Raw genomic sequence first — 21,042 nt, 5'->3', positions numbered from 1 at the left:
AGCTAATGTTCACCACTAATTAGAATAATATATTATCTATATACCATTTCAAAAAGCTCAAACCTTTCAGCAAGCATTTTAAGATTTCCCTTGCAGACCTGCATTATATAGTCTGCCACACGAAACAAACATAGTAAGCTTAGTTGACATTAAAACAATCCCTTTTTCTCTTGCCAATTCAACCATACTATCTAATGGAAGCTTACCTCTTACAAAAACAATAGCCTTTATATCCATCATTTCTGCAGTTCTGATAACCTGTAAGTTAATAAGTCCTGTCAGCAGTAACACACTTTCTGTTACATAAGCCATTACATCACTCATTAAATCAGAACCACATCCCGCTGTAACAGTATGTTCCAACAAATCTTCGCCAGTAATTACTTGAGCCTCCAATATTTCAGATATTTCACGTAGCTTCATTTTCCCACCCCTTATAGAGTATGTACCTAAAAAATAATATTGCAATATATTGACTAATCAACTTTAGCAGTTGAAAATTATTAGTATAGGAGAACTTATCAATGAAAAGTTTATTATAGCTAAAATAAAGTTAATTTGCATAAACAAGCCAATGATAAATCTCCAGCACCGATAAATCTTTTATTAGCGCCAAAGTTAAGGTCTTTTTAATGATTGTTACTAGAACCTCTAGAAATTAAACACCATAAACCAATTTTTTAACCGTCCATATACTAGAGGTTCACTCTCACTAAGTTTTGCCTAAAAGAAGCAACTACCTCCAATAAATTCCTTCACTATAGAATTATTAGGAACATCCTTTGCGTCTATAGGTAAGAAATAACTCAAAAATTCAATCAATCTCTTAACCTCAGAGTATCTTTCATTTTCTTGTCCCAATTCCATTAGAAGAGGCTCTGCATATGTCTTCAACAAACACAACTCATATACAAGCGACGAGTTAAACATAATATCAGCATTCTCTTGATAAGGAAATATATTTTTTTCCTCACCTCTTCTCACTGAAGGCCATCTATTTATTGTATTAATCGCGGAGCATCCTCTAAATTGATTATCCCTTACGATTCTTCTTAATAATCTGGTATCTGTAGATGGTATTCTATTGTGATCATCAATATTCATTGAAGTCAGTGCACTGACATAAATCTTATATTTATCTTCTGGTGAGATTGATGCTGTAAGCCTATCATTTAAACCATGTATGCCTTCTATTACAAGAATGGTATTTTTATTCATTTTCATTTTTTGTCCAAAGGGCTCTCTTGAACCTGTTTCAAAATTATAAATTGGAACTTCAACCTCAAAGCCCTCTAATAGCTGATTAAGATGCTTATTGAACAAATCAACATCTATGGCTTCAAGTGCTTCATAATCATAGTCACCATCTGAATCCTTTGGAGTTTTTTCTCTATCTACAAAATAATTATCTAACGAAATAGTCTGAGGATTGAAACCATTGACTCTAAGCTGAATACCAAGTCTATTTGCAAAGGTAGTTTTACCAGAAGAGGATGGTCCAGAAATAAGAACAATTCTTTTTTCTTCCTCATGGTTTGTTATTTTATCAGCAATTTCAGCTATTTTCTTCTCATGAATAGCTTCGCTTACTCTTATTAAATCTCCTATTTTACCTGCATTTACAATGTCATTTAGTGCTCCTACATTTTGTACTCCCAAAATTCGTACCCACTTTTTGTAGTCAATAAAAACTTTAAATAGCTTTTTCTGCTCCTCAAATGGTTGAAGTTCCTTTGGGTTAGATTTTGATGGAAACTGTATTATAACACCGGGTTGGTAAAATTTAAGTGCAAAGCAATCTATATAGCCGGTACTTGGTAACATATATCCATAAAAATAGTCTTCATAACCTCCACAGTTATAAACTGTTACATGTGATTTTTTCCTATATTCCAGCACTTCATATTTATCAAGTCTTCCAGTATTTTTGTACAGCTGTCTGGCTTCCTCTAAAGAAATAACCTTTTTATTAAAAGGCAAGTTGCTTGCAATGATCTCTCTCATCTTCTTTTCAACTTTTTCAACATCAATTTCTGTTAACGCTTCACTTCCATTAATTTCACAGTACACACCATTGCTCATAGGATGGCTGACTATTGCATTTCTATCAGGAAAAATGTCATTTACTGCTTTGATAAAAATAAAGTACAAACTTCTCCTATATATTCTCATACCATCTTCATCAGTTAAGTCTATAAACTTTATTTCTGAATCCTCATTTACTTCATAATTCAAATCCTTTATGTCATTATTTACTCTTGCTGCAACAATAGCATAAGTATTATTACTTTTAAAACGTTTACTTAATTCTGAAAGAGAGGTTTTTATATCAATTTCATATTTATTATTATCTATAGTAACAATAACTTTTTTATTTTCCATACACCCTCCGTTTTAAAATGAATTTTTGCGTAATCCAAATTGATGTTATTAGCTTGCCATTTATTCAGATATTAATATATTTTTCTACTTTTCTCTAGTTTATAATATTCTATACAAAATGTAAAATATCCTTTTAATGTAATATTTCTAAAAAAATTATAATGTCAATATTTTTTGATTGTAGAATTTCAATTGATTCAGAGTGGTTTCAAAGAGGCAGTAGATATTTTTTTACCACCTAAAAACCAGAGCAGCATCTGTTCTTATTAATGTAAGATTTTATCTCACTTATTATATTCTCGTTTTGATTGATGAATCAAATGTTTATTCTTATTTGTATTTGACAGTAATTTGGCTATAATATACAATGAAACGTGGAAAAAGTGTTGATGGAGAGGTTAAATAAAATGCCAGATTTAAAAGCTGAAATTAAAAAAGAAGTATCACGAAGAAAAACGTTTGCTATTATTTCTCACCCAGATGCAGGAAAAACTACATTAACAGAAAAACTTTTGCTTTATGGGGGAGCCATCAGAATGGCTGGTTCTGTAAAATCAAGAAAAGCAAACAAATTCGCCGTATCAGATTGGATGGAAATTGAAAAGCAAAGAGGAATTTCTGTTACCTCTAGTGTTATGCAATTTGAATACAATAATTATTGCATCAATATACTAGATACACCAGGCCATCAAGACTTCAGTGAAGACACCTATAGAACTCTTGTAGCCGCTGATAGTGCTGTTATGCTTATAGATGGTGCAAAAGGTATTGAGGCACAGACAATAAAGCTTTTCCATGTATGTAAACTCAGAGGTATTCCAATTTTCACATTTGTAAACAAAATGGATCGTGCAAGTAAAGACCCCTTTGAGTTAATGGAAGAAATTGAAAGAGTACTTGGTATTCGTTCATATCCTATGAATTGGCCAATTGGTATTGATGGAGATTTTAAAGGAGTATACAATCGTAAATTAAAGCAAATTGAGCTTTTTACCGGTGGTGAGCATGGACAAACCCAAGTTTCATCTCAGGTTGGAAAAGTAGATGATCCCGTATTTGCTGATTTGCTTGGAAGTCATTATCACGATAAGTTATGTGAAGATATTGAACTATTGGATATGGCTGGTGACGAATTTGACAAAAAGAAAGTTCGTAATGGAGAGCTTACTCCTATGTTTTTTGGAAGTGCTATGACTAATTTTGGAGTACAACCATTTTTGGAGGAATTTCTAGAACTTGCACCTTCACCAGGAGTAGTTGAGGCAATCGGAGGTGATGTTGACCCCGAAAGTGACAAATTTTCTGGTTTTATCTTCAAAATACAGGCAAATATGAATCCAACTCATAGAGATAGACTTGCCTTTTTAAGGATTTGCTCCGGTAAATTTACAAAAGGAATGTCAGTAAAGCATGTAAATGCAGGAAAGGAAGTTCGTCTTTCACAACCGCAGCAGTTTATGGCACAAGAAAGAACTATTGTTGAAGAAGCCTATGCTGGTGATATCATTGGTTTATTTGATCCTGGAATATTCAATATTGGAGATACCTTATTTGAGGGTAATGACAATATTAAGTTTAAAGGTATTCCTATATTCCCTGCAGAATTTTTCTCAAGAATTACTCCTGCTGATACAATGAAGAGAAAGCAGTTTATTAAGGGTATTAATCAGCTCTCTGAAGAAGGAGCTATTCAGGTATTCAAGCAAATTGACATTGGTATTGAAGCATTGATTGTTGGTGTAGTAGGTGCACTTCAGTTTGAAGTATTAGAATACCGATTAAAAAATGAGTACGGTGTGCAGCTTAGAGTTCAAAACTTACCTTTTAGACATGCAAGATGGATTAAAAATGAAGGCTTGGATCCACGAAAGCTTAACCTTCCTAGTACAGCAATAATTGTTGAAGACAAGCTTGGCAGAAACTCAATACTATTTGAAAATGAATGGTCAATCAGAATGACTGAAGAAAGAAATAAAGGTTTAGAGCTAATCGACATAGCAACTCAAGACTTTAAATTATAAAATCATGTTAGCAGGCTAATTTTGCATAAGGCAAATGCCTGCTTTTATTTTTATCACCTCAACTTTCTCACAAAATACATAATAAAACTTAATTCGCAGGTAAACTTTTTATTGCTATTACTGGTACAGGAGTACAACTTATATAAATGGGTTACTTGGTTAAAGATTTTTGCTTGAATTTATAGGCGAAGAATACTTAATGTCTACCAACGAAGTAATAAAGAACGAAGCATAAAGCATGGATGCTAAATGTGGTAAGGCTGTATAATTAGTTATTATGAGCCACTACTAATTCAACAAATATATTTGGATTAACCATTTAGATAAGTTTTTACAGAAGTACCAGAAAGCCAGTATATTTATCTGAAAAGTTCATAAAATAATTAATACAAAGTGTTAAATATAATATAAAAGAGCCTAGAATTACTGATATTAGTAAGCTTACAGCCTTATCTTAATTTGAAATTATAAGGGGATACAGAAAGTTTTCTTGCTTTTTAAAAAATTTTAAAAAAATATTTAATTTTTTTTGTTTTTTTGCTTGACAAAAAGTGCAAACCTCTTTATAATAGGTCTTGCGCTTGACGTTGGGATGTCGCCAAGTCGGTAAGGCACCAGATTTTGATTCTGGCATTGCGTTGGTTCGAGTCCAGCCATCCCAGCCAGCCATTTGACCCATTAGCTCAGTTGGCAGAGCACTTGACTTTTAATCAAGGTGTCCGCAGTTCGAATCTGCGATGGGTCACCAAAACCTTTAATCTTTTGATTAAAGGCTTTTTTATTTTATAACAATAAATCAATTTACATATTTCCCCTTTTTATGCAACTTAATATTGTCAGCTTCTATTTCTACTTCATATATATTTTTGATTCCAGTTTTTTCTTAATATATTCAACTTCCCCAGTTGAAAAATCGTAGGTGCTTACCTTATCAATGGAAAGTTGGATTAGAAATAATTGCATGAATTAGTTGGTTAGTAAAGCTTGCTTAAAACAATACAATCCTAAAAAACATTCCTAAAACTGCTCACAATAAATATGAATAATATATATTTTTAATGATGTTACTTTGTATGTTATAATTTCAGAAATCTTAAATAATAAAAAGGCTGTTCCTAATAATCTTAATCCATATAATATTTACTGATACTTAGAAACAATATATGGGTTAATACATATAGAAACAGCCCTTAGTTATTCGTAATATATTACTACTGCTTGCATAATATTTACCGTCTATTCAACACAAATTACATATCATATCGGCTCTCTAGTTGTTATTCCTCTTTTTTATCTTCTTTCTCACTAACTTCCTTTTTCTCCAATGTACGTTTTATCTTTCTTATAAATTTAAATATTAAATAACAAATTGCTCCTATAGGTATAAGTATTGGCAATGCAGCTGCTAATGCTACTACAAAATCCTGTAAAAATTCTCCCAAACCTATTAAACTGTTATTAAAGCTATAAGCTACTCTTTCAAAGAATCCGTCTTTTTCTTTAGGAGTCTCTGGCTTTATTTGCTCAACCTCAGATATATTAACCTTCAATGTTGAGTATTCTATAAGTGAGTCCCATTTTCTGAGGGTTCCTGTGTAATTTTCTATTGCATATAATACTTCTTGGAGTTCTTTTTCTATTTTTAATATATCCTCCATCTTTTCAGCCTTGCTAAGAAGTGCATGTAAACGTTCCTGTCGTATTTTTAATGACTTTAATCGTGCTTCGGTATCAAAATATTGTTCTGTTACATCTTCTCCACTTGATTCTTCTAATACTACAGTTCCGAATTTCTTTAAGTCAATAAGTGACTGATTGTATTTAGCCTTAGGGATTCTAAATACATATTCTGCACTTTTTAAACCTGCATATCCTAATCTTCCGCCCCGAATTGATGAATTTTGAATAAAACCACCTATAGATTCTATGTATTGGCTTAACTCAGTTTTAGTTTTTTCGAAATCTAAAGTTTCTAAATTTACTTGCCCCGAAAAAATAATTTTCTGCCCACTGGTCATATTAGCTAAGCTTTGACTACTTTCGTCTTCTTTTGCAGCTATTGATTTTGTTTCTGAAACTGATTCTGTAGATTCCATATCATAAATTTCAACTGCACCATTTGGTTCACTTAATGAATATTGCTCATTATAAGCTGCAACGGATTCAGTGGACTTATTACCGCATCCAACTGCTGAAATTGATACAACTAATATTAGTGACCATATTAATAATTTTCTAACCATAAGCGATCCTTCCTCTCTGTGTACATAAATTAGGTATGCTATTTTGCAAAATCAATTGCTGTTACATCTCAAAGAAACATTCTGTTCACACAATACTTGTCATGTAATTAATATTGTGTAGTTTTTCACTTATGTACTTCAATCATCACTCCTCAATCACTACAGTAGCTACATTAATATTGGAGGTTTCCAGTTCATAAATGTACAATTTTTTCACAAAATGCTTTTTGAGGCGATACTCTACTCCATAAATTTCGGTATTGTTGTATAATAGCTTTGTTTATATGTTGTGATTCATCCCAACAATTATCGTTAATATGTTAAGTCTATTATAACAACTATAGACGCAAAAAAAAGAAAAATGTTTCATTTATATTTCATAATTTTAGTAAAATTGTTAGATATAAATTAAAAAGATATTGGATTAGAATTGAATTTATTTGGGCTATTGTTGCATAAAAAAATAGTATAAACAAAAGTTTATACTATTTTTTGGGGTGGATAGTGGGATTCGAACCCACGACATCCAGAACCACAATCTGGCGCTCTAACCAGCTGAACTATACCCACCATATACGCCTCTGAAATGTTGTCTCGCAAGGCACATTTGATATTTTACGGCACAATATCATTTTTGTCAATAGAAATTTTATTTTTTTTATTTTTTTTAATACCAAGCTTTTCAAAATTTCTTGATTTTTACAATTCTCGATAGTATAATTAAATTGCTAAGCTTTATAATTTCTTATTCTGATATCATCTCCTTTTTCATCCCGTAATGTATAAGGTTTTATATGCTCAGCAACAAAATTTTAGGAGGTAGTCTCATGGAAGATAAAACTCTTACTTGTAGAGATTGCAGTGCAACATTTACCTTTACTGTTGGCGAACAGCAGTTTTACGCTGAAAAAGGATTTACAAATGAACCTGCAAGATGTCCTGATTGCAGAAAAGCTAAGAAGGCTTCACAGAAAAACTTCAATAGCGGATACAGTCAAAGATAATATGCAACTCAATTATATACTGACGTTGCTTTGATTAATCAGACAGACATCAAAAAGCCCCTGTAAGAGTTCAGGGGTTTTTGTTTATCGTAACAATAAAATTATATTTACGAAAATTGATTATTTATTTGTAAACTTGTATATTGTTATGTGATGATACTTTTCACCAGCTCTTAAAATAGGTGATGGAAAGTTCTTATGTTTCATCGCATTAGGAAAATACTGAGTCTCAAGACAAAGTCCAGTTCTCGAATTATAAACCGCATCATCCTTACCTACTAACTTTTCACTTAAATGATTACCCGAATAAAATTGAATTCCTGGTTTTGTAGTATACACTTCCATAGCCCTTCCGCTTTTAGGGTCATATAGTTCAGCTGCTAATTTATTAACATCTCCCTTTGTGTTAAGAACCCAGTTATGGTCATAGCCTTTTCCATTTACAATTTGCTCATCTGTGCTATTTATATCATCAGCGATACACTTCATTTTTGTGAAATCCATCACAGTTCCTTTAACGCTTTTAATTTCTCCAATTGGTATACATTCATCATCTACAGGAGTAAAGTAGTCAGCATTTATAAAAAGCTGATGCTGTGTTGCATCTCCAGAATTATGTCCAGCGAGATTGAAATATGCATGATTTGTTAAATTAACTACAGTATCTTTATCTGAAACAGCAGTATAATCTATTTTCAGTTCATTTTTCTCTGACAATGAGTATTCAACTGTAACATCTAACTTTCCAGGGTAATTTTCTTCACCATCTGGACTTGTATGTGTAAGAACTAATTTTTCATTTCCATTCTGTTCTGATATTTCTGCATTCCAAACAACATTATGGAGACCTACCGCACCTCCATGAAGATGATTTTCACCATCGTTTTTTAATAATTCATAAACTTTACCATTTAATTCAAACCTTGCATCCTCAATTCTATTTGCGTGCCTTCCTACTAATGCACCAATGTAACCATCGTTATCGATATATTTATCCAACTGTGTGTACCCCAATGCTACATCAGCTATGTTACCACTCTTATCAGGAACACCAATTGAAACTACAATTCCACCAAAATTAATAATATCTACAGACATATTTTTAGAATTCTTCAAAGTAATGATATCCACGTTTGTACCATCTGGTAATGTGCCAAAATATTTCTTTGTAATACTCAAAGCTTTATCCTCCTGTACATTTGTATTTAATTTATATATTATTAACAATCTAATAATAAACTAATTCTTATGTAAATTAAACAGCTTTTTTCGTTTTTTGATGAAATTATCAATAAGTTACAATTAAGCATTAACAAGAGCAGTGTGTATCCTAGCCTAATGCAACATCTAATATCATCATAACAGCAAATCCAATTATACACCCTGCAGTAGCAAGATGCGTACTCTTGTGATTTCCACTCTGCGCCTCTGGAATAAGTTCTTCAACTACAACAAAAATCATTGCACCTGCTGCAAAAGCAAGGGCATATGGCAATATAGGCCGTATAAAAGTAACAGCAAGTGCTCCTATAACTCCTGCAATTGGTTCTACTACACCAGAAGCCTGTCCATAAAAAAAGCTCTTTTTGCGTGAAAGCCCCTCTCTCCTTAAAGGAATGGATACAGCAGCACCCTCTGGAAAGTTCTGTATACCTATTCCAATGGCTACAGCCACTGCTGACATAATAGAAATGTCATTTATACCATTTGCTACGGCACCAAACGCTACACCAACCGCCAAGCCTTCTGGGATGTTATGTAACGTAATTGAAAATACTAATAGTATGCTGCGTCTAAGCTTTGTGGATATACCTTCATTTTCGCCTTCTTTAGAATTAAAATGGGTATGTGGGATAATCTTATCAGCCAATCCCAAAAATGCAGCTCCACCCACAAATCCTATTGCTGCAACAAGCCATGCAGGTAAAAAAGAGTCCTCTGCCATATCTATAGCTGGCGCTAATAGTGACCAAAAGCTGGCAGCAATCATAACCCCTGCTGCAAATCCCAGCATAGTGTTAAGTATCCTCTGATTTATTTCCTTAAAAAAGAATACCATAGATGCTCCAAGTGCTGTTAGCGCCCATGTAGTTAATGTTGCCAAAAGAGCTAATAAAACATGATTTTGATTACTTAGCCATTCCATATATTACACCACCATTCTGTTTATATAATTAACTAACCTACGAAAATATAAATTACCGATACTTAAACCTATCAATTCAATAACTAGCAATAAAAACTGAAAACCTAATTATAAATTGATGCTTTATCTGGATCAATCAATAAAATATTGTTTAAAAATGCACTACAAAATAAGGATAGTATGTTAAGTACACCTTGCCATTTTTCATAACTTATATTAAGTTTTCTCTTATTTAGCAGAATTGCTTTCCTTGAGTAAATCTCGTATTTCCGTCAGCATTTGCAGTTCAGCTGATGGTGGAGGAGTTTCTGCTGCCTTTTCCTTCATCTCTTGCGCTTTAATTCTTTTAAGCTTATTTATCATCTTGACCATACAGAATACAACAAATGCAATTATTAAGAAATTAATTACCTGCTGAATAAAAGCACCATACATTATTGCTGCCTCACCTTCTACCGCATCAGATGGAAATTTGAGGCCAGTAAAGTCAATTTTGCCTATTATAAAACCAATAGCAGGCATTATAACTTGATTTACTAATGAATTTACAATGGAAGTAAATGCACTTCCAATAATAATACCAACAGCTAAATCAATGACATTACCTCTTGAGATAAACTCTTTAAATTCAGATATAAATTTTTTCATTTTAGCATAATCCTTTCTAAAATTATAGTACTTGTCTTTCTTCTAACATCTATGAACAATATAAAATCAACAAAAAGAACAATAATAGAATCCTAAACATTTTTTATTAAGGTTGTATCTTTAAAGCAATTCTTATTAGGCTATACCATTATTGTGTTAAGTATAAACTAAGAGGTTTAATTATTCAACTAAGCTTTTTTACAACTTAGTTTAAGCTTTGCAAAATTGATTATATATTCACATATATCAAACGCTTGCGTTTTTGGAGACTCCAAAGTGAACCAAGTAATTACTTGCTATACTTTCGAGTTATATCGTCAACAAACCATTAATAATCTTAAACTGTAGATACTGTAGATTTTCATGGAAAGTAAGTTGAATAATTAATTTACATTAGATATTTTAAGCATCTATAATCAACAGAGAACGCTAAGCTACTAATCAGTAATATATGCCATTTCATCCTTAGTTACATTACCAATATAAACAAAGTTGAGTTTATCCTTTGACAGCTTGTATGCATTTTTTAAGTCCATAAGAGTTGTTTTTTCTTTATCCATTTTATAATTAGGAAAATACCTTGATATATGCAAAACAATGTCTCTGTCTACTGTTGAAATAAAATCAACAAGCTTGCTTAATGTTTCATTGCTGTTGTTTTCTCCTGATATTAATAAGGTTGTTATCTCCACATGACAGCCCTTGCTATGAGCCAGTTCAATAGTATTTTTTACAGGCTCTAAGCTTCCTGCGCAGAGTCTTTTATAAAATTCATCATCACCTTTTAAATCAACATTTATAGCGTCAACGTAAGGAAGCAGCTTATTCAAAGGTTCATTATTTATATACCCATTAGTTACAAGTACAACCTTGCAATAAATATTCTTTTTCTTAATCTCTCTCGCCACATCATAAACATACTCATACCAAATAGTAGGCTCATTATAAGTAAAAGCCAAGCCTATGTTATTTTTTTGATTCAATGCAATATGCGCCATTTCCAAAGCAGGAATAAAGCGGCTTTCTGCTTCATACTGTGAAATAGCATAATTCTGGCAAAAGCTGCACTTAAAATTGCATCCAAAAGTACCAATTGATAAAATGTTACTATTGGGTTGAAAATGATACAGTGGCTTTTTTGTTATTGGATCTAAGGATATAGAAGTTATTTCACCATAATTAATAGTAAATAGCTTCAATTTGCCTTCCTCTTCATCACACTCCCTGACTCCGCAAACTCCTCTATGTCCTGCAGAAATAAGGCAATTATGAGGACAAAGGCTGCATCTTACTTTTTCATTTTCTATACTATAAAACAGTGCTTCCTTTTTCACCTTTGCACCTCGCTATTATTCCTCGATAAATCTTTCTACTTTAAATCTTTCAATTTCATAAGGTTCATTTGGATTTATTCCGGCTTTTTGAAGAGCAATAGAAATCTGCTCTTCCTTTGTATTTACTCCTTCAAGGTTTGGGAGAAGCAATCCCCTTTTCCTTCCACTAGTCACAATTACACCGTAATTTTTGGGGTCTAATTCATTAAAACTGCACTTCTGAGCAGGATATAGCAAATCTACAGAAATATCAATTTCAAACAATTCATCTTCTCTTAGTGGCGGGAATCTCGGATCATTAAATGCAGCGGAGATTGAATTATGCATTATTTCCTCTGCTATAGACGGTGTAACCGCTTCAATAGTACCTATGCACCCCCTTAGTTCTCCTTTAATTTTTAGTGAAACAAATACACCTTTTCTATTATTTAAAAGCTTTGCATCCTTTATATCATTAATAGATAACGGCCTTCCATTTTTTAAATAGTTTTCCAAATTTCTTCTAGCCAGCTTAGTATATGCATTACCTTCTTTTAATCTTCTTAAGTGCTTTAACTTCCCTATTTCCTTTAAATCAGTATATATTGATTTCCCATCTTTAAAATTAAATTTTGCTACTCCATATCCTACTCCAAAAGGACCTTCATAACTCAAAATATCTGCCTTTGCCTCTTTGCCGTCCAAAGCACCTGCTAAAATATATATAGATCTCAGACCACACTCTGCTGCTTCATTAATTAAAGTCTGATCCATATTGAATAAATCACTAATTCTCCCTTGTCTAAGAATATCTATTAACTGTAAATCAAATTTCTTTCCATATGGACTGTATGGATATGCTCCATCCTCTGTCAGCCTATGAGAAAGATCACCCGAAGCTATTAATACAGCTTGAGTATTTGTATTTTTACACGCCTGTTCAATAGCCATTCCAAAGTAATATAATTCTATCGGAGCTAACATTCCATAAGTAATATGCACAATTTTATATTTATCTATATCCTTAATATGATACAGAGGTATAGCTGCTCCATGATCTAGTTTAAGTTTAACTCTGTATACGTTTTCATTTTGTTTATTTAATTTAACTGTTGGAATATTAACTTTCTCTGCCTCCTTGATAATTTCATTGGTAAGCAAAGTATCTATTTTTAATTTGAAAGATATTTTACTTGCCCCAAATTTGCCTAAATTACCTTCTAGGGTTTCCTCGCCTATCATGGCAATGGCATCTCTAAAAATAGTTCCATGAGGCGTTATTATAATAATAGTATCAACGTTTAATTGCGATATTTCTTCACCTATAGCATTACAGCTGTCTATAGTTTTTTGAATTTTCGCTTCTTCACCTTTCCCAATCTCATGTACCATAAGTGGTGGGTGCGGCATTAAGTAATACCCTTTCATATCTATACCCCATTTCATTTTTTATAATTATCTTATAAATATTTTACGTATAATAGTTAATCCTATGGGCTAAATCCCCCTAAGTCAAAATAAATCTAATCCAAATCAACTGTAAAAATCACAAAACTAGACACAATTTATTTTGCCTTAAATGTCATTAAATATTTTGCTCAATAAACATATATTATAATATTTTAATAAAATTATTAAGCTTTTGGATATAAATGTCAATATGTTTAATCTTAGAAGTAATCCATTTAGATAATTTAGTATGGAAATATCAGTTAGCAAGTCCTATAAATTTACCTGCAAGGTTCATAAAATAATTAGAACAAGCGCTAAATTAACAAAGCTCCTGAAAACAGGAGCTTTTATATATGTATTGAAGATATTTGTTACGTAGTTATTGATAATTAGCTTTCTATACTCACATAAGATAATTGCATTTCGTCATTAAATTCAACCTGAATAATGTGTTCATCTAAATCATGTTTTTTCCAGCTTAAGCAGCCCCATCTGTCATTAACAATCTCTATATCAGCTTCTTTTAGCCTTTCCAGTATTTCATCCCTATTGTAATTACCTTCGTAAAAATCTAGAACACAATAATTTAGTATATATTCTATAATTTCTGGCTTCTTGTAAAAATATAAATCCAATATTTTATTAGCGTAGGCAACCGTATTTTGATTCATAGAATCCTTGTGAATCTTAACTAAAACCCCTTCTGCCTCTGTTTCATAATAATGGTCATCTAAAACAAAATCTTCAATTTCCATTTTTAGACTCCTCCTTAAAATAAATAATCCACACGAAATAGTATATGATTATTATTATTCATTTAATAACCAGTACCCTTTAATATTGGAAATATTATACAAATCATCATATTAGAACTGTTTATTCAACTAACAAAATCATCGTTCATATTAATAAAATTTTTTCTTCTATTCCTTTGTATATAAACTCAATAGTTTTTGGAATTTCCCTACTTGTAATTAATTTAATTCTAAATCTTTCCTGGTATTGGAATTCACCGTAGGCCTTTCCGAAGGTTAATGTTTTTTCTTCATCCTTATAGATAAGATTAATAGCTGAAAAGTTCCCATTTTCGTAGGAATAATTGTCCCCCTCATCATTATATAAGGTAAACTCTCCATCTTGCCCGCTGTAAATAATGATTTCAGATACTTCTCCCTTTTTCTCGTCCGCATACATAAGCTGTTCAGACACTGGTATAATAGAACCTGCTCTAACAAAAAGCGGCATCATATCCAATGTTGCTTTGCATGTAATGGTCTGACCCCCCTCATGTATAGTATTGGTCCAAAAATCAAACCACCAAGTACCTTTAGGTAAATATAAAATTTTTGTTTTTTCAATATTTGACAACGGTACACTATTTACATCATAGTACATGGGCTCTGTGACCGGACAAACAAGAAATGCCTTGCCGAACATAAAGCTGTCACTGAGTTCTTTCACATTTTCATCATCTGAAAAATCAAACATTAAGCTGCGAAGAATTGTTGAATGGTTTTGGTGAACATCTGCTGCCAATGAATATATATAAGGAAGCAGCTGATATCTTAGATTTATAAACTTAAGTATTGTTTCATAATAAATATCTCCTGGTTTACCAAATCTCCATGGTTCCCTCGGTGTATCAGTTCCATGTGAGCGGAACATAGGTAAAAACGTACCAAATTGAAGCCATCTTACATAAAGCTCCCTATATCCCAAATCATCAACACCATCATTATAATCCCCGTCCCAAAACCATAGCTTGCTGGTATTTTCGCTGCAATTACAACCTCTGTTTTCCCATTTGTCCTTAACTGTAAAAAACGCCCCAATATCCAAAGTCCAATAGGGCATACCGCTCATTGAAAATTTAATTCCTTCTGTAATCTGCTTTTTTAAGACAGACCATTTTGCGCTAATATCTCCTGACCATGAAATTGTGCCATATCTTTGCCCTGATATGTAGGATGAGCGTGTAAGATTTACAACACGACTTTCATTTCTAACTTTACGCCAGTTTTCGTAAATACCTTTTGAATGTAAAAGACCATATGAATTAAGACGTGTCCAATCCATACACTTCTTAGACTGGTCTACAATCAATTTATATCGCAGTTCTTCCGGCCTTTTTTCCTCTCCATTCCAATCCACATCGGAAAATGGTTCAGCATTATCGCACCACCATGCATCTATCCCTGCTGAAAACCATTCTTCCTCACATTGTTTCCAGTAAGCAGTTCTCGCCTCTTCACTATATGCATCATATGTAGTTGTATTTGGCAATAAAAGCCCTTTTTCCTTGAACTCACGGAGATTACTTCCACCCTCTGCCATATTAGGCCAAATAGAAACCATAAGTTTTACATGATTTTCATGAAGTTTACTTACAAGACTATTAATATCCGGATATCTCTCTTTATCTGCATGTTTATCTCCCCATAAGCCCTCTTCCCAAGTAAGCCAATCCTGTACAATGCAATCTATTGGAATTCCAGAGTTTCTAAATTGTATTACGGTATTTAAAATATCTTCAGAGGATTTATATCGTTCTTTAGATTGAATATAGCCATAAGCCCATCTTGGCAGCATTGGTGTTCTTCCTGTCAAGCTTCTTAACCATTTTATAATTTCATCAAAATTATCCCCAGTAATTATATAGTAAGAAAGTTCATTGGTAGTATCAATTGTGAATGTTATTTCACCTTTTTTACTATCAAAAATCACAGCACTTTCAGTATCTATTAGTATTCCATAATTGCGGGATGACAACATAAATGGAATGGATATTTTCATATTTGCTTGAAATAAGTACTCCTTCTTTCCATTATAATTGTAAACTCCAGCTTCATGCTGACCCAAACCATAGATTCCCTCTTCTTCAGTTATTGAAAAAACAAGTTTTCCCTCATATGCAGTTCCTGAATACTTATGTATGAAATTTTCTATATAGGCTACTTCACCATTTGCTGTGTGTTTGCTCTTTATGACTGGTTCGCCGTCTGCATGATATGTAAAAACATCTTTTTCAGTCAAGCTATGTCCTATTTCCTTTAAAATTACTTCTCCTTGTTTGTTTTTAAATAAAATGCAGTCATCTAATGATAAATACTTATCTGTGTTCAAATTCCTCTCTGGTATGAAATCCTCCGCAATAAGAATACTATTCCTAGGTTTTTCTTTGCTTTTGGTATATACAACTCTTATTATGTTTTCAGTCAATGGCATTATATTAACAAATAAAGAAGATTTATTTTGAGTATCCATCTTTTCCACTCCCGTATTAGGCTGTTATGTATATAATTAACACTCTGTGCTAGTTAAGATTATTAACTTTTAATATAAAAAATTGTTATGCTTATACGGGTACTTCCATAATAACTTCAATCAATAGATTACACAAAGTGGTTGATTGAAGCAGTACGGTTCACAACAAGTATTTCATACCGTAACAGTCGCTAGACCATTCTAGTATCCCATGCCGCTTCATGGTGACATCCTGTCACTTTGCCGTCAAAAATACTTGTTTTTCACCTATAAATTTCAGCAATCACTTTTACTTGTGTCACATTGATTGAGGTTGTACTGGCGTGCCCGTAATCGCCATAACATATTATCCATAAGTTGAGAGCCAAATTAAACTAACACATCAGGTTAATTAATTTGCAAAAATTAATTCTCATTTAATCATTTTCAAATGTACAGCAACTGCTTCGAACTCTTCCTTCATTTTTACAAAAAGCTTTCCGTTAGTTAGTAAAACATCATTTTCGTTTGCACAGTAGATATAGTTAATTTCATAGTTGCTGCCAACAGGTATTTCCAGCATATCGGTGAATTCACCGTTGAAGGTATAAATTAAAGCAATTGCTTCCCTTTCATCCTCAGACTTTCTTAAAATACCCATCCATCCCTTAGGATTTCTGTAACTTTTAAGCTTTGAACCGAAGAAGTAAGTTGTGCCATTTAATATAATATTTGAAATGGAATTGTAAAAACTAATTCCCCTTTCAATTAACTTCCATTGTTCTTCATCTAAATCATAAACATCACCTGATAGGCACATTACCCCAAGGAAAGTATTAATAATAGAATAAACTATTCTTCTTTTACTGTCTTTTTTACGAAGGACAGCCCATATCTGTGATTGGCATGGATTTATAACCCTATGGAGATTAGCAGCTATAATTGGTATTTCATCACACTCATGTGCATCAGAAAAAGAAGCCATTTCACATAATTTCATCATAGATGGCTCAAGCCTATGACCTCCCGAAGAACAGTTTTCTATGATTATGTCAGGAATTTCCCTTCTTATCCGCCTGAAGAATTCCTGTGAAGCAAGAATCCTTTGTCTAAGCCCCTCTCCCAGTGACTCATATCCATCGCAACCTATACCAATTGTTTCATTGTAGTCAACCTTTAAATACTTGAAGCCGTATTTCTTAAGCATTGATATGACTTTTTCACTTAGGTAATCAATAACCCAAGGATCAGTCATATCCCAAAATCTCCTGAGCCCTGAAGTTATTACATTTCCATTTCTAGTTAGAAGGTGTTTTTCGTTTTTATATGATTTTGACAGATAGCCGCAGTTTTCAAATTCAAACCAAATTCCGGGAATCATCCCTGCCTCTCGAATTATCCTCACAGTCTCTTCCAGACCATAGGGAAAAACTTCTGAACTTACTATCCAATCCCCGTGTGTACCATCCCAACCATATTTTTCGTCTGCGAACCACCCTGAGTCTATAACAAAATAATCCACTCCTTTTCCTTTTATAATATCAACAATCTTTTTAATATTATCATGGGAAGGATTTCCCCAAGTAGTACAGAATTCATTAAATAAAACCGGCAGCCTGTAAAATTTATTTAGTTTATTAATATTGTTTTTTTGAATTGAAAGCAATCTTTGTGATACATTGTCTATATTTCCAATACCCACAGTTATATATGCGGTCGGTGTCTCAAATTCAGTCTCAGGTTCCACTACCTTCATCCAATGTCCAAAATCATAGTCTGCAAGTCCACCTGATATACATAGGGAATCATCTTTTCTATACAGTTCCATCTGCCATGATGAAGCACAGGCTAACTGCGCCGCCCATACTACTCCTGTAACGGTATCTTCCACTGCTAAAAATGGGAAGAATTTTCTTACAGGCATAGAACCAATCTGGCCAAACTTTTCTGTTCTTACACCGTGACCTGACCAAGATGGCTCAAGCTGCAAATCCTCAACAGATTCCGTTATAACTCTGCCTTCATTACTCCAGCAACTCCTAATCCTATGTATATTCATGCTTTCCGATGCTTCTCCTTCTATAAAAGGAGTCAACCCGCCAATAGAAAAACTTGAAAGCATCTCCAAACAAATATTTTTATCTGATTTATTGGCAAATACCGTCTTTACCTCAAAGGCATTAAGCCCATTGTGATAGGTAAGTATATGCTTTACAACATAACCACTTTTACTTTTTAGTATTGTTGTTATAACTTGTGATTCTTTTATGTTTTCAACTTTTTGAGATTGGTATTGAAGTGAGTTGGCCTGTTGACCGTTTCTCATAGTGTGTCCATTTGCAAACCCTCCTGAGAAGTCATCTCCTCTGATAAAAATTTGCACAAGCGGATCAATATTATACTTCTTTGAGGTAGTTATTTTATCTTTCAGACTAGCTGGTATAGTCTCAAAGCCTACATTCCCATCTTCATTTACTAAATATCTTACTATCATATCTGATAAAACGTATTCTGATAAAACTTTATGCATATTATGTCCATGTCCCACATTCTTAAGTAAAATCTCATGACTGTATTGACATGGACTGGGCACCTCCTTTTGTTTTATTTTTTATTTCTTTCAGCCTTATGTCCATGTCCCACATTTCTAAGTAAAATCACATGACTGTATTGACATGGACTGGGCACCTCCTTTTGTTTTATTTATTACTACTCTCAGCCTTATCTTAAACTCTATTTCAAAATTGCTCCTGCTGTAAGAGCATTTTCTATTTGCTCATTCCCAAATAAATACACTAAAACTGTAGGTATACTTGTTATAACCATAGCAGCACCAATCTGCCCCCAATGCGATACACCTATACTTACAAAGAAATTTAACAAACCTACTGGCAATGGTCTGATATTATCGTTAGCAGCCAAAATAAATGCTAAAAAGAACTCATTATATGTATTCATAAATATAAGCGCAAATTGTGTAGCAATTGCAGGCTTAATTGTAGGAAGTATTACCTTAAAAAATGTTTGATATATATTGCAGCCATCAATGCACGCTGCTTCTTCAAGTTCCTTAGGTAAAGTTCTGAAAAATGCATAAAGCATTAAAATACATGAGGATAATGCAAAAGCTGAATACGGAAGTATCAATCCCAAATGAGTATCCTTAAGTCCCATATTTTTAACCATTATAAGAAGGGGGATAATTACAACCTGAACTGGTATAATCAATCCCAGTGAAACATATGTCAAAGCAGTATTTTTAAATCTCCAGTTCATTCTGCTTACACAGTATGCAAACATACTTCCTAAAAGGATTGTAATAATAATAGTACCAATAGAATATATCACACTGTTTGATAAGTATCTAAGGAAGTTAAACTTTTCCAATGCATCACCATAGTTGCTAAAAACCCATTCCTTCGGAAGTCCAAATGGATTGTCATATACCTCACTTTTTGATTTGAAGGATAGATTCACCATCCAATATAGAGGAAAAAGAAAGGTTAATCCTATAATAACTAGTGTTATCTTAATTATACTGTTAATAACTTTTTGCTTCATGTTAATTCATCACCCCCATTAAAATTCTATTTTTTCTCTTGCAACAAATTTGTTAATTATTAATGTCAATATAAGACATTCAATTACAAATAAAATAGCAATTGCACATCCCTGTCCGTAATCAGATGCTGAAAAAGCTGTATAATACAATTGATAAATAACAGTTCTTGAAGCATCGCCAGGCCCTCCTGCTGTCATTATTCTTACATGTGCAAACTGGGACATACATCCAAGTACTGATAATACTAATAAATACTTAGTAACATCCTGCAAAAGAGGTATTGTTATTTTTATACTAGTTTTTAGGAAGGATGCTCCGTCTATAGTAGCTGCTTCATAATAAGTTTTGGGTATAGACTTTATACCTGTATAGAAAAGCAATGCATTCAGCCCTATGTACTGCCACAGGAAGGCTATAGCAATTGCAACTACAACTGTTCTTTTATCAGATAGCCATTCTAATGCAAGATTGTCTAATCCTATTGAGCGTAACAAACTATTAATTACTCCCCATTGTGGTTCATATATAGCTATCCACATCTGACCTATTACAGTAACTGAAAGCACTGCGGGAAATACACTGCTTAGTTTAAAAAATCTTCTTATTCCTTCAACTTGCCTATCCATTAATAAAGCAAGGAGTAATGAAATAGGAAGCCCTACAAACGTTGAAATTGCTACTATTATTAATGTATTAGCATTTGATTTCCAGAAGGTGGCTGATGTAAGAACACTTCGATAATTGTCAAATCCTACATATCCCATGTTTTTGAAACCATCATTATTTTGAAAACTAATAATTAATTCCGGGATAATTGGATACACAACAAAAGCTGTAAATAGAAGCAAAGTTGGAAAAGCAAAAATAAAAATTGCAAGTTTACTATTGTAGTTTTTATTCATATCATCACCCTAATTAATAAAGGAGCTGTTGCTAAACAAGAAATAACAACATTTTCTGTAACTATGCATTATTGCAAGAAATAGTACTATGTATCAATATATATCTAATTGCGAAGTTCGGTTAAA

Annotated in this window: 15 protein-coding genes and 3 tRNA genes; 4 read left to right on the top strand and 14 right to left on the bottom strand. The window is 32.8% G+C overall.

From position 1 onward, the window contains the following. Positions 1-78: 78 nt before the first annotated feature. Together EHE19_RS07280 and EHE19_RS07275 are read right to left on the bottom strand one after the other, a co-directional pair. Complete coding sequence (locus EHE19_RS07280; RefSeq protein WP_137696565.1) at positions 79-423, bottom strand: hypothetical protein; 345 nt, start codon at positions 421-423, stop codon at positions 79-81. A gap of 300 nt (positions 424-723) precedes the next feature. Beyond that, on the bottom strand, positions 724-2,382 hold the full coding sequence (locus tag EHE19_RS07275) for a nucleoside kinase (protein ID WP_137696566.1): 1,659 nt from the start codon (positions 2,380-2,382) through the stop codon (positions 724-726). Between the two features lie 407 nt (positions 2,383-2,789). Here EHE19_RS07275 and EHE19_RS07270 point away from each other — a divergent pair, with 407 nt between their 5' ends. From EHE19_RS07270 to EHE19_RS07260, 3 genes are all read left to right on the top strand, one after another. Further along, a complete protein-coding gene (locus EHE19_RS07270; protein WP_137696567.1) occupies positions 2,790-4,403 on the top strand; it encodes a peptide chain release factor 3 in 1,614 nt (537 codons plus the stop codon). A 588-nt stretch (positions 4,404-4,991) separates the two neighbouring features. Beyond that, positions 4,992-5,068, top strand: a tRNA-Gln gene (locus tag EHE19_RS07265). 7 nt (positions 5,069-5,075) lie between these two features. Beyond that, positions 5,076-5,151, top strand: a tRNA-Lys gene (locus tag EHE19_RS07260). Between the two features lie 529 nt (positions 5,152-5,680). Here the strand turns inward: EHE19_RS07260 and EHE19_RS07255 are convergent. Both EHE19_RS07255 and EHE19_RS07250 read right to left on the bottom strand, forming a co-directional pair. Continuing rightward, positions 5,681-6,646, bottom strand: coding sequence for a DUF4349 domain-containing protein (locus EHE19_RS07255; RefSeq protein ID WP_137696568.1), 966 nt, complete (start codon positions 6,644-6,646; stop codon positions 5,681-5,683). Between the two features lie 493 nt (positions 6,647-7,139). Continuing rightward, positions 7,140-7,216 (bottom strand) — tRNA-His (locus EHE19_RS07250). 257 nt (positions 7,217-7,473) lie between these two features. Between EHE19_RS07250 and EHE19_RS07245 the strand changes: the two genes are divergently transcribed. Next, positions 7,474-7,650 (top strand): zinc-ribbon domain-containing protein, encoded by a 177-nt coding sequence (locus EHE19_RS07245; RefSeq protein WP_137696569.1) that lies wholly within the window; start codon positions 7,474-7,476, stop codon positions 7,648-7,650. Positions 7,651-7,770: 120 nt separating this feature from the next. On the opposite strand, the gene EHE19_RS07240 is transcribed toward EHE19_RS07245, so the two are convergent. From EHE19_RS07240 to EHE19_RS07195, 10 genes are all read right to left on the bottom strand, one after another. After that, positions 7,771-8,829: an aldose epimerase family protein gene (locus EHE19_RS07240; protein ID WP_137696570.1), complete on the bottom strand. Its 1,059-nt coding sequence runs from the start codon at positions 8,827-8,829 to the stop codon at positions 7,771-7,773. 151 nt (positions 8,830-8,980) lie between these two features. Beyond that, entirely contained in the window at positions 8,981-9,796 is an 816-nt protein-coding gene (locus EHE19_RS07235; protein ID WP_137696571.1) for a ZIP family metal transporter, read from the bottom strand. Between the two features lie 228 nt (positions 9,797-10,024). After that, entirely contained in the window at positions 10,025-10,444 is a 420-nt protein-coding gene (gene mscL, locus EHE19_RS07230) for a large-conductance mechanosensitive channel protein MscL (protein WP_137696572.1), read from the bottom strand. A gap of 437 nt (positions 10,445-10,881) precedes the next feature. Continuing rightward, positions 10,882-11,778 carry an AmmeMemoRadiSam system radical SAM enzyme gene (gene amrS / locus EHE19_RS07225; protein ID WP_137696573.1) on the bottom strand — a complete coding sequence of 299 codons (897 nt, stop codon included), beginning with the start codon at positions 11,776-11,778 and terminating at the stop codon, positions 10,882-10,884. A 15-nt stretch (positions 11,779-11,793) separates the two neighbouring features. Beyond that, positions 11,794-13,185 carry an AmmeMemoRadiSam system protein A gene (amrA, locus tag EHE19_RS07220; RefSeq protein ID WP_137696574.1) on the bottom strand — a complete coding sequence of 464 codons (1,392 nt, stop codon included), beginning with the start codon at positions 13,183-13,185 and terminating at the stop codon, positions 11,794-11,796. Between the two features lie 413 nt (positions 13,186-13,598). Further along, a complete protein-coding gene (locus EHE19_RS07215) occupies positions 13,599-13,964 on the bottom strand; it encodes a hypothetical protein (protein WP_137696575.1) in 366 nt (121 codons plus the stop codon). A 145-nt stretch (positions 13,965-14,109) separates the two neighbouring features. Further along, the gene (locus EHE19_RS07210) at positions 14,110-16,473 is read right to left on the bottom strand and encodes a glycoside hydrolase family 31 protein (RefSeq protein WP_137696576.1); all 2,364 of its coding nucleotides are present in this window, start codon (positions 16,471-16,473) and stop codon (positions 14,110-14,112) included. A 412-nt stretch (positions 16,474-16,885) separates the two neighbouring features. Continuing rightward, positions 16,886-18,982 carry a glycoside hydrolase family 36 protein gene (locus tag EHE19_RS07205; RefSeq protein ID WP_137696577.1) on the bottom strand — a complete coding sequence of 699 codons (2,097 nt, stop codon included), beginning with the start codon at positions 18,980-18,982 and terminating at the stop codon, positions 16,886-16,888. A gap of 203 nt (positions 18,983-19,185) precedes the next feature. Then, positions 19,186-20,013 carry a carbohydrate ABC transporter permease gene (locus EHE19_RS07200; protein WP_137696578.1) on the bottom strand — a complete coding sequence of 276 codons (828 nt, stop codon included), beginning with the start codon at positions 20,011-20,013 and terminating at the stop codon, positions 19,186-19,188. An 18-nt stretch (positions 20,014-20,031) separates the two neighbouring features. Then, positions 20,032-20,916, bottom strand: a complete 885-nt coding sequence (locus tag EHE19_RS07195; RefSeq protein ID WP_137696579.1) for a carbohydrate ABC transporter permease — start codon at positions 20,914-20,916, stop codon at positions 20,032-20,034. Positions 20,917-21,042: the final 126 nt, after the last annotated feature.

This window comes from Ruminiclostridium herbifermentans, from assembly GCF_005473905.2.
Classification (GTDB): domain Bacteria; phylum Bacillota; class Clostridia; order Acetivibrionales; family DSM-1351; genus Ruminiclostridium; species Ruminiclostridium herbifermentans.
The sequence above is the reverse complement of the archived record's forward strand: the minus strand, read 5'-3'. Positions and strand labels throughout refer to the sequence as shown.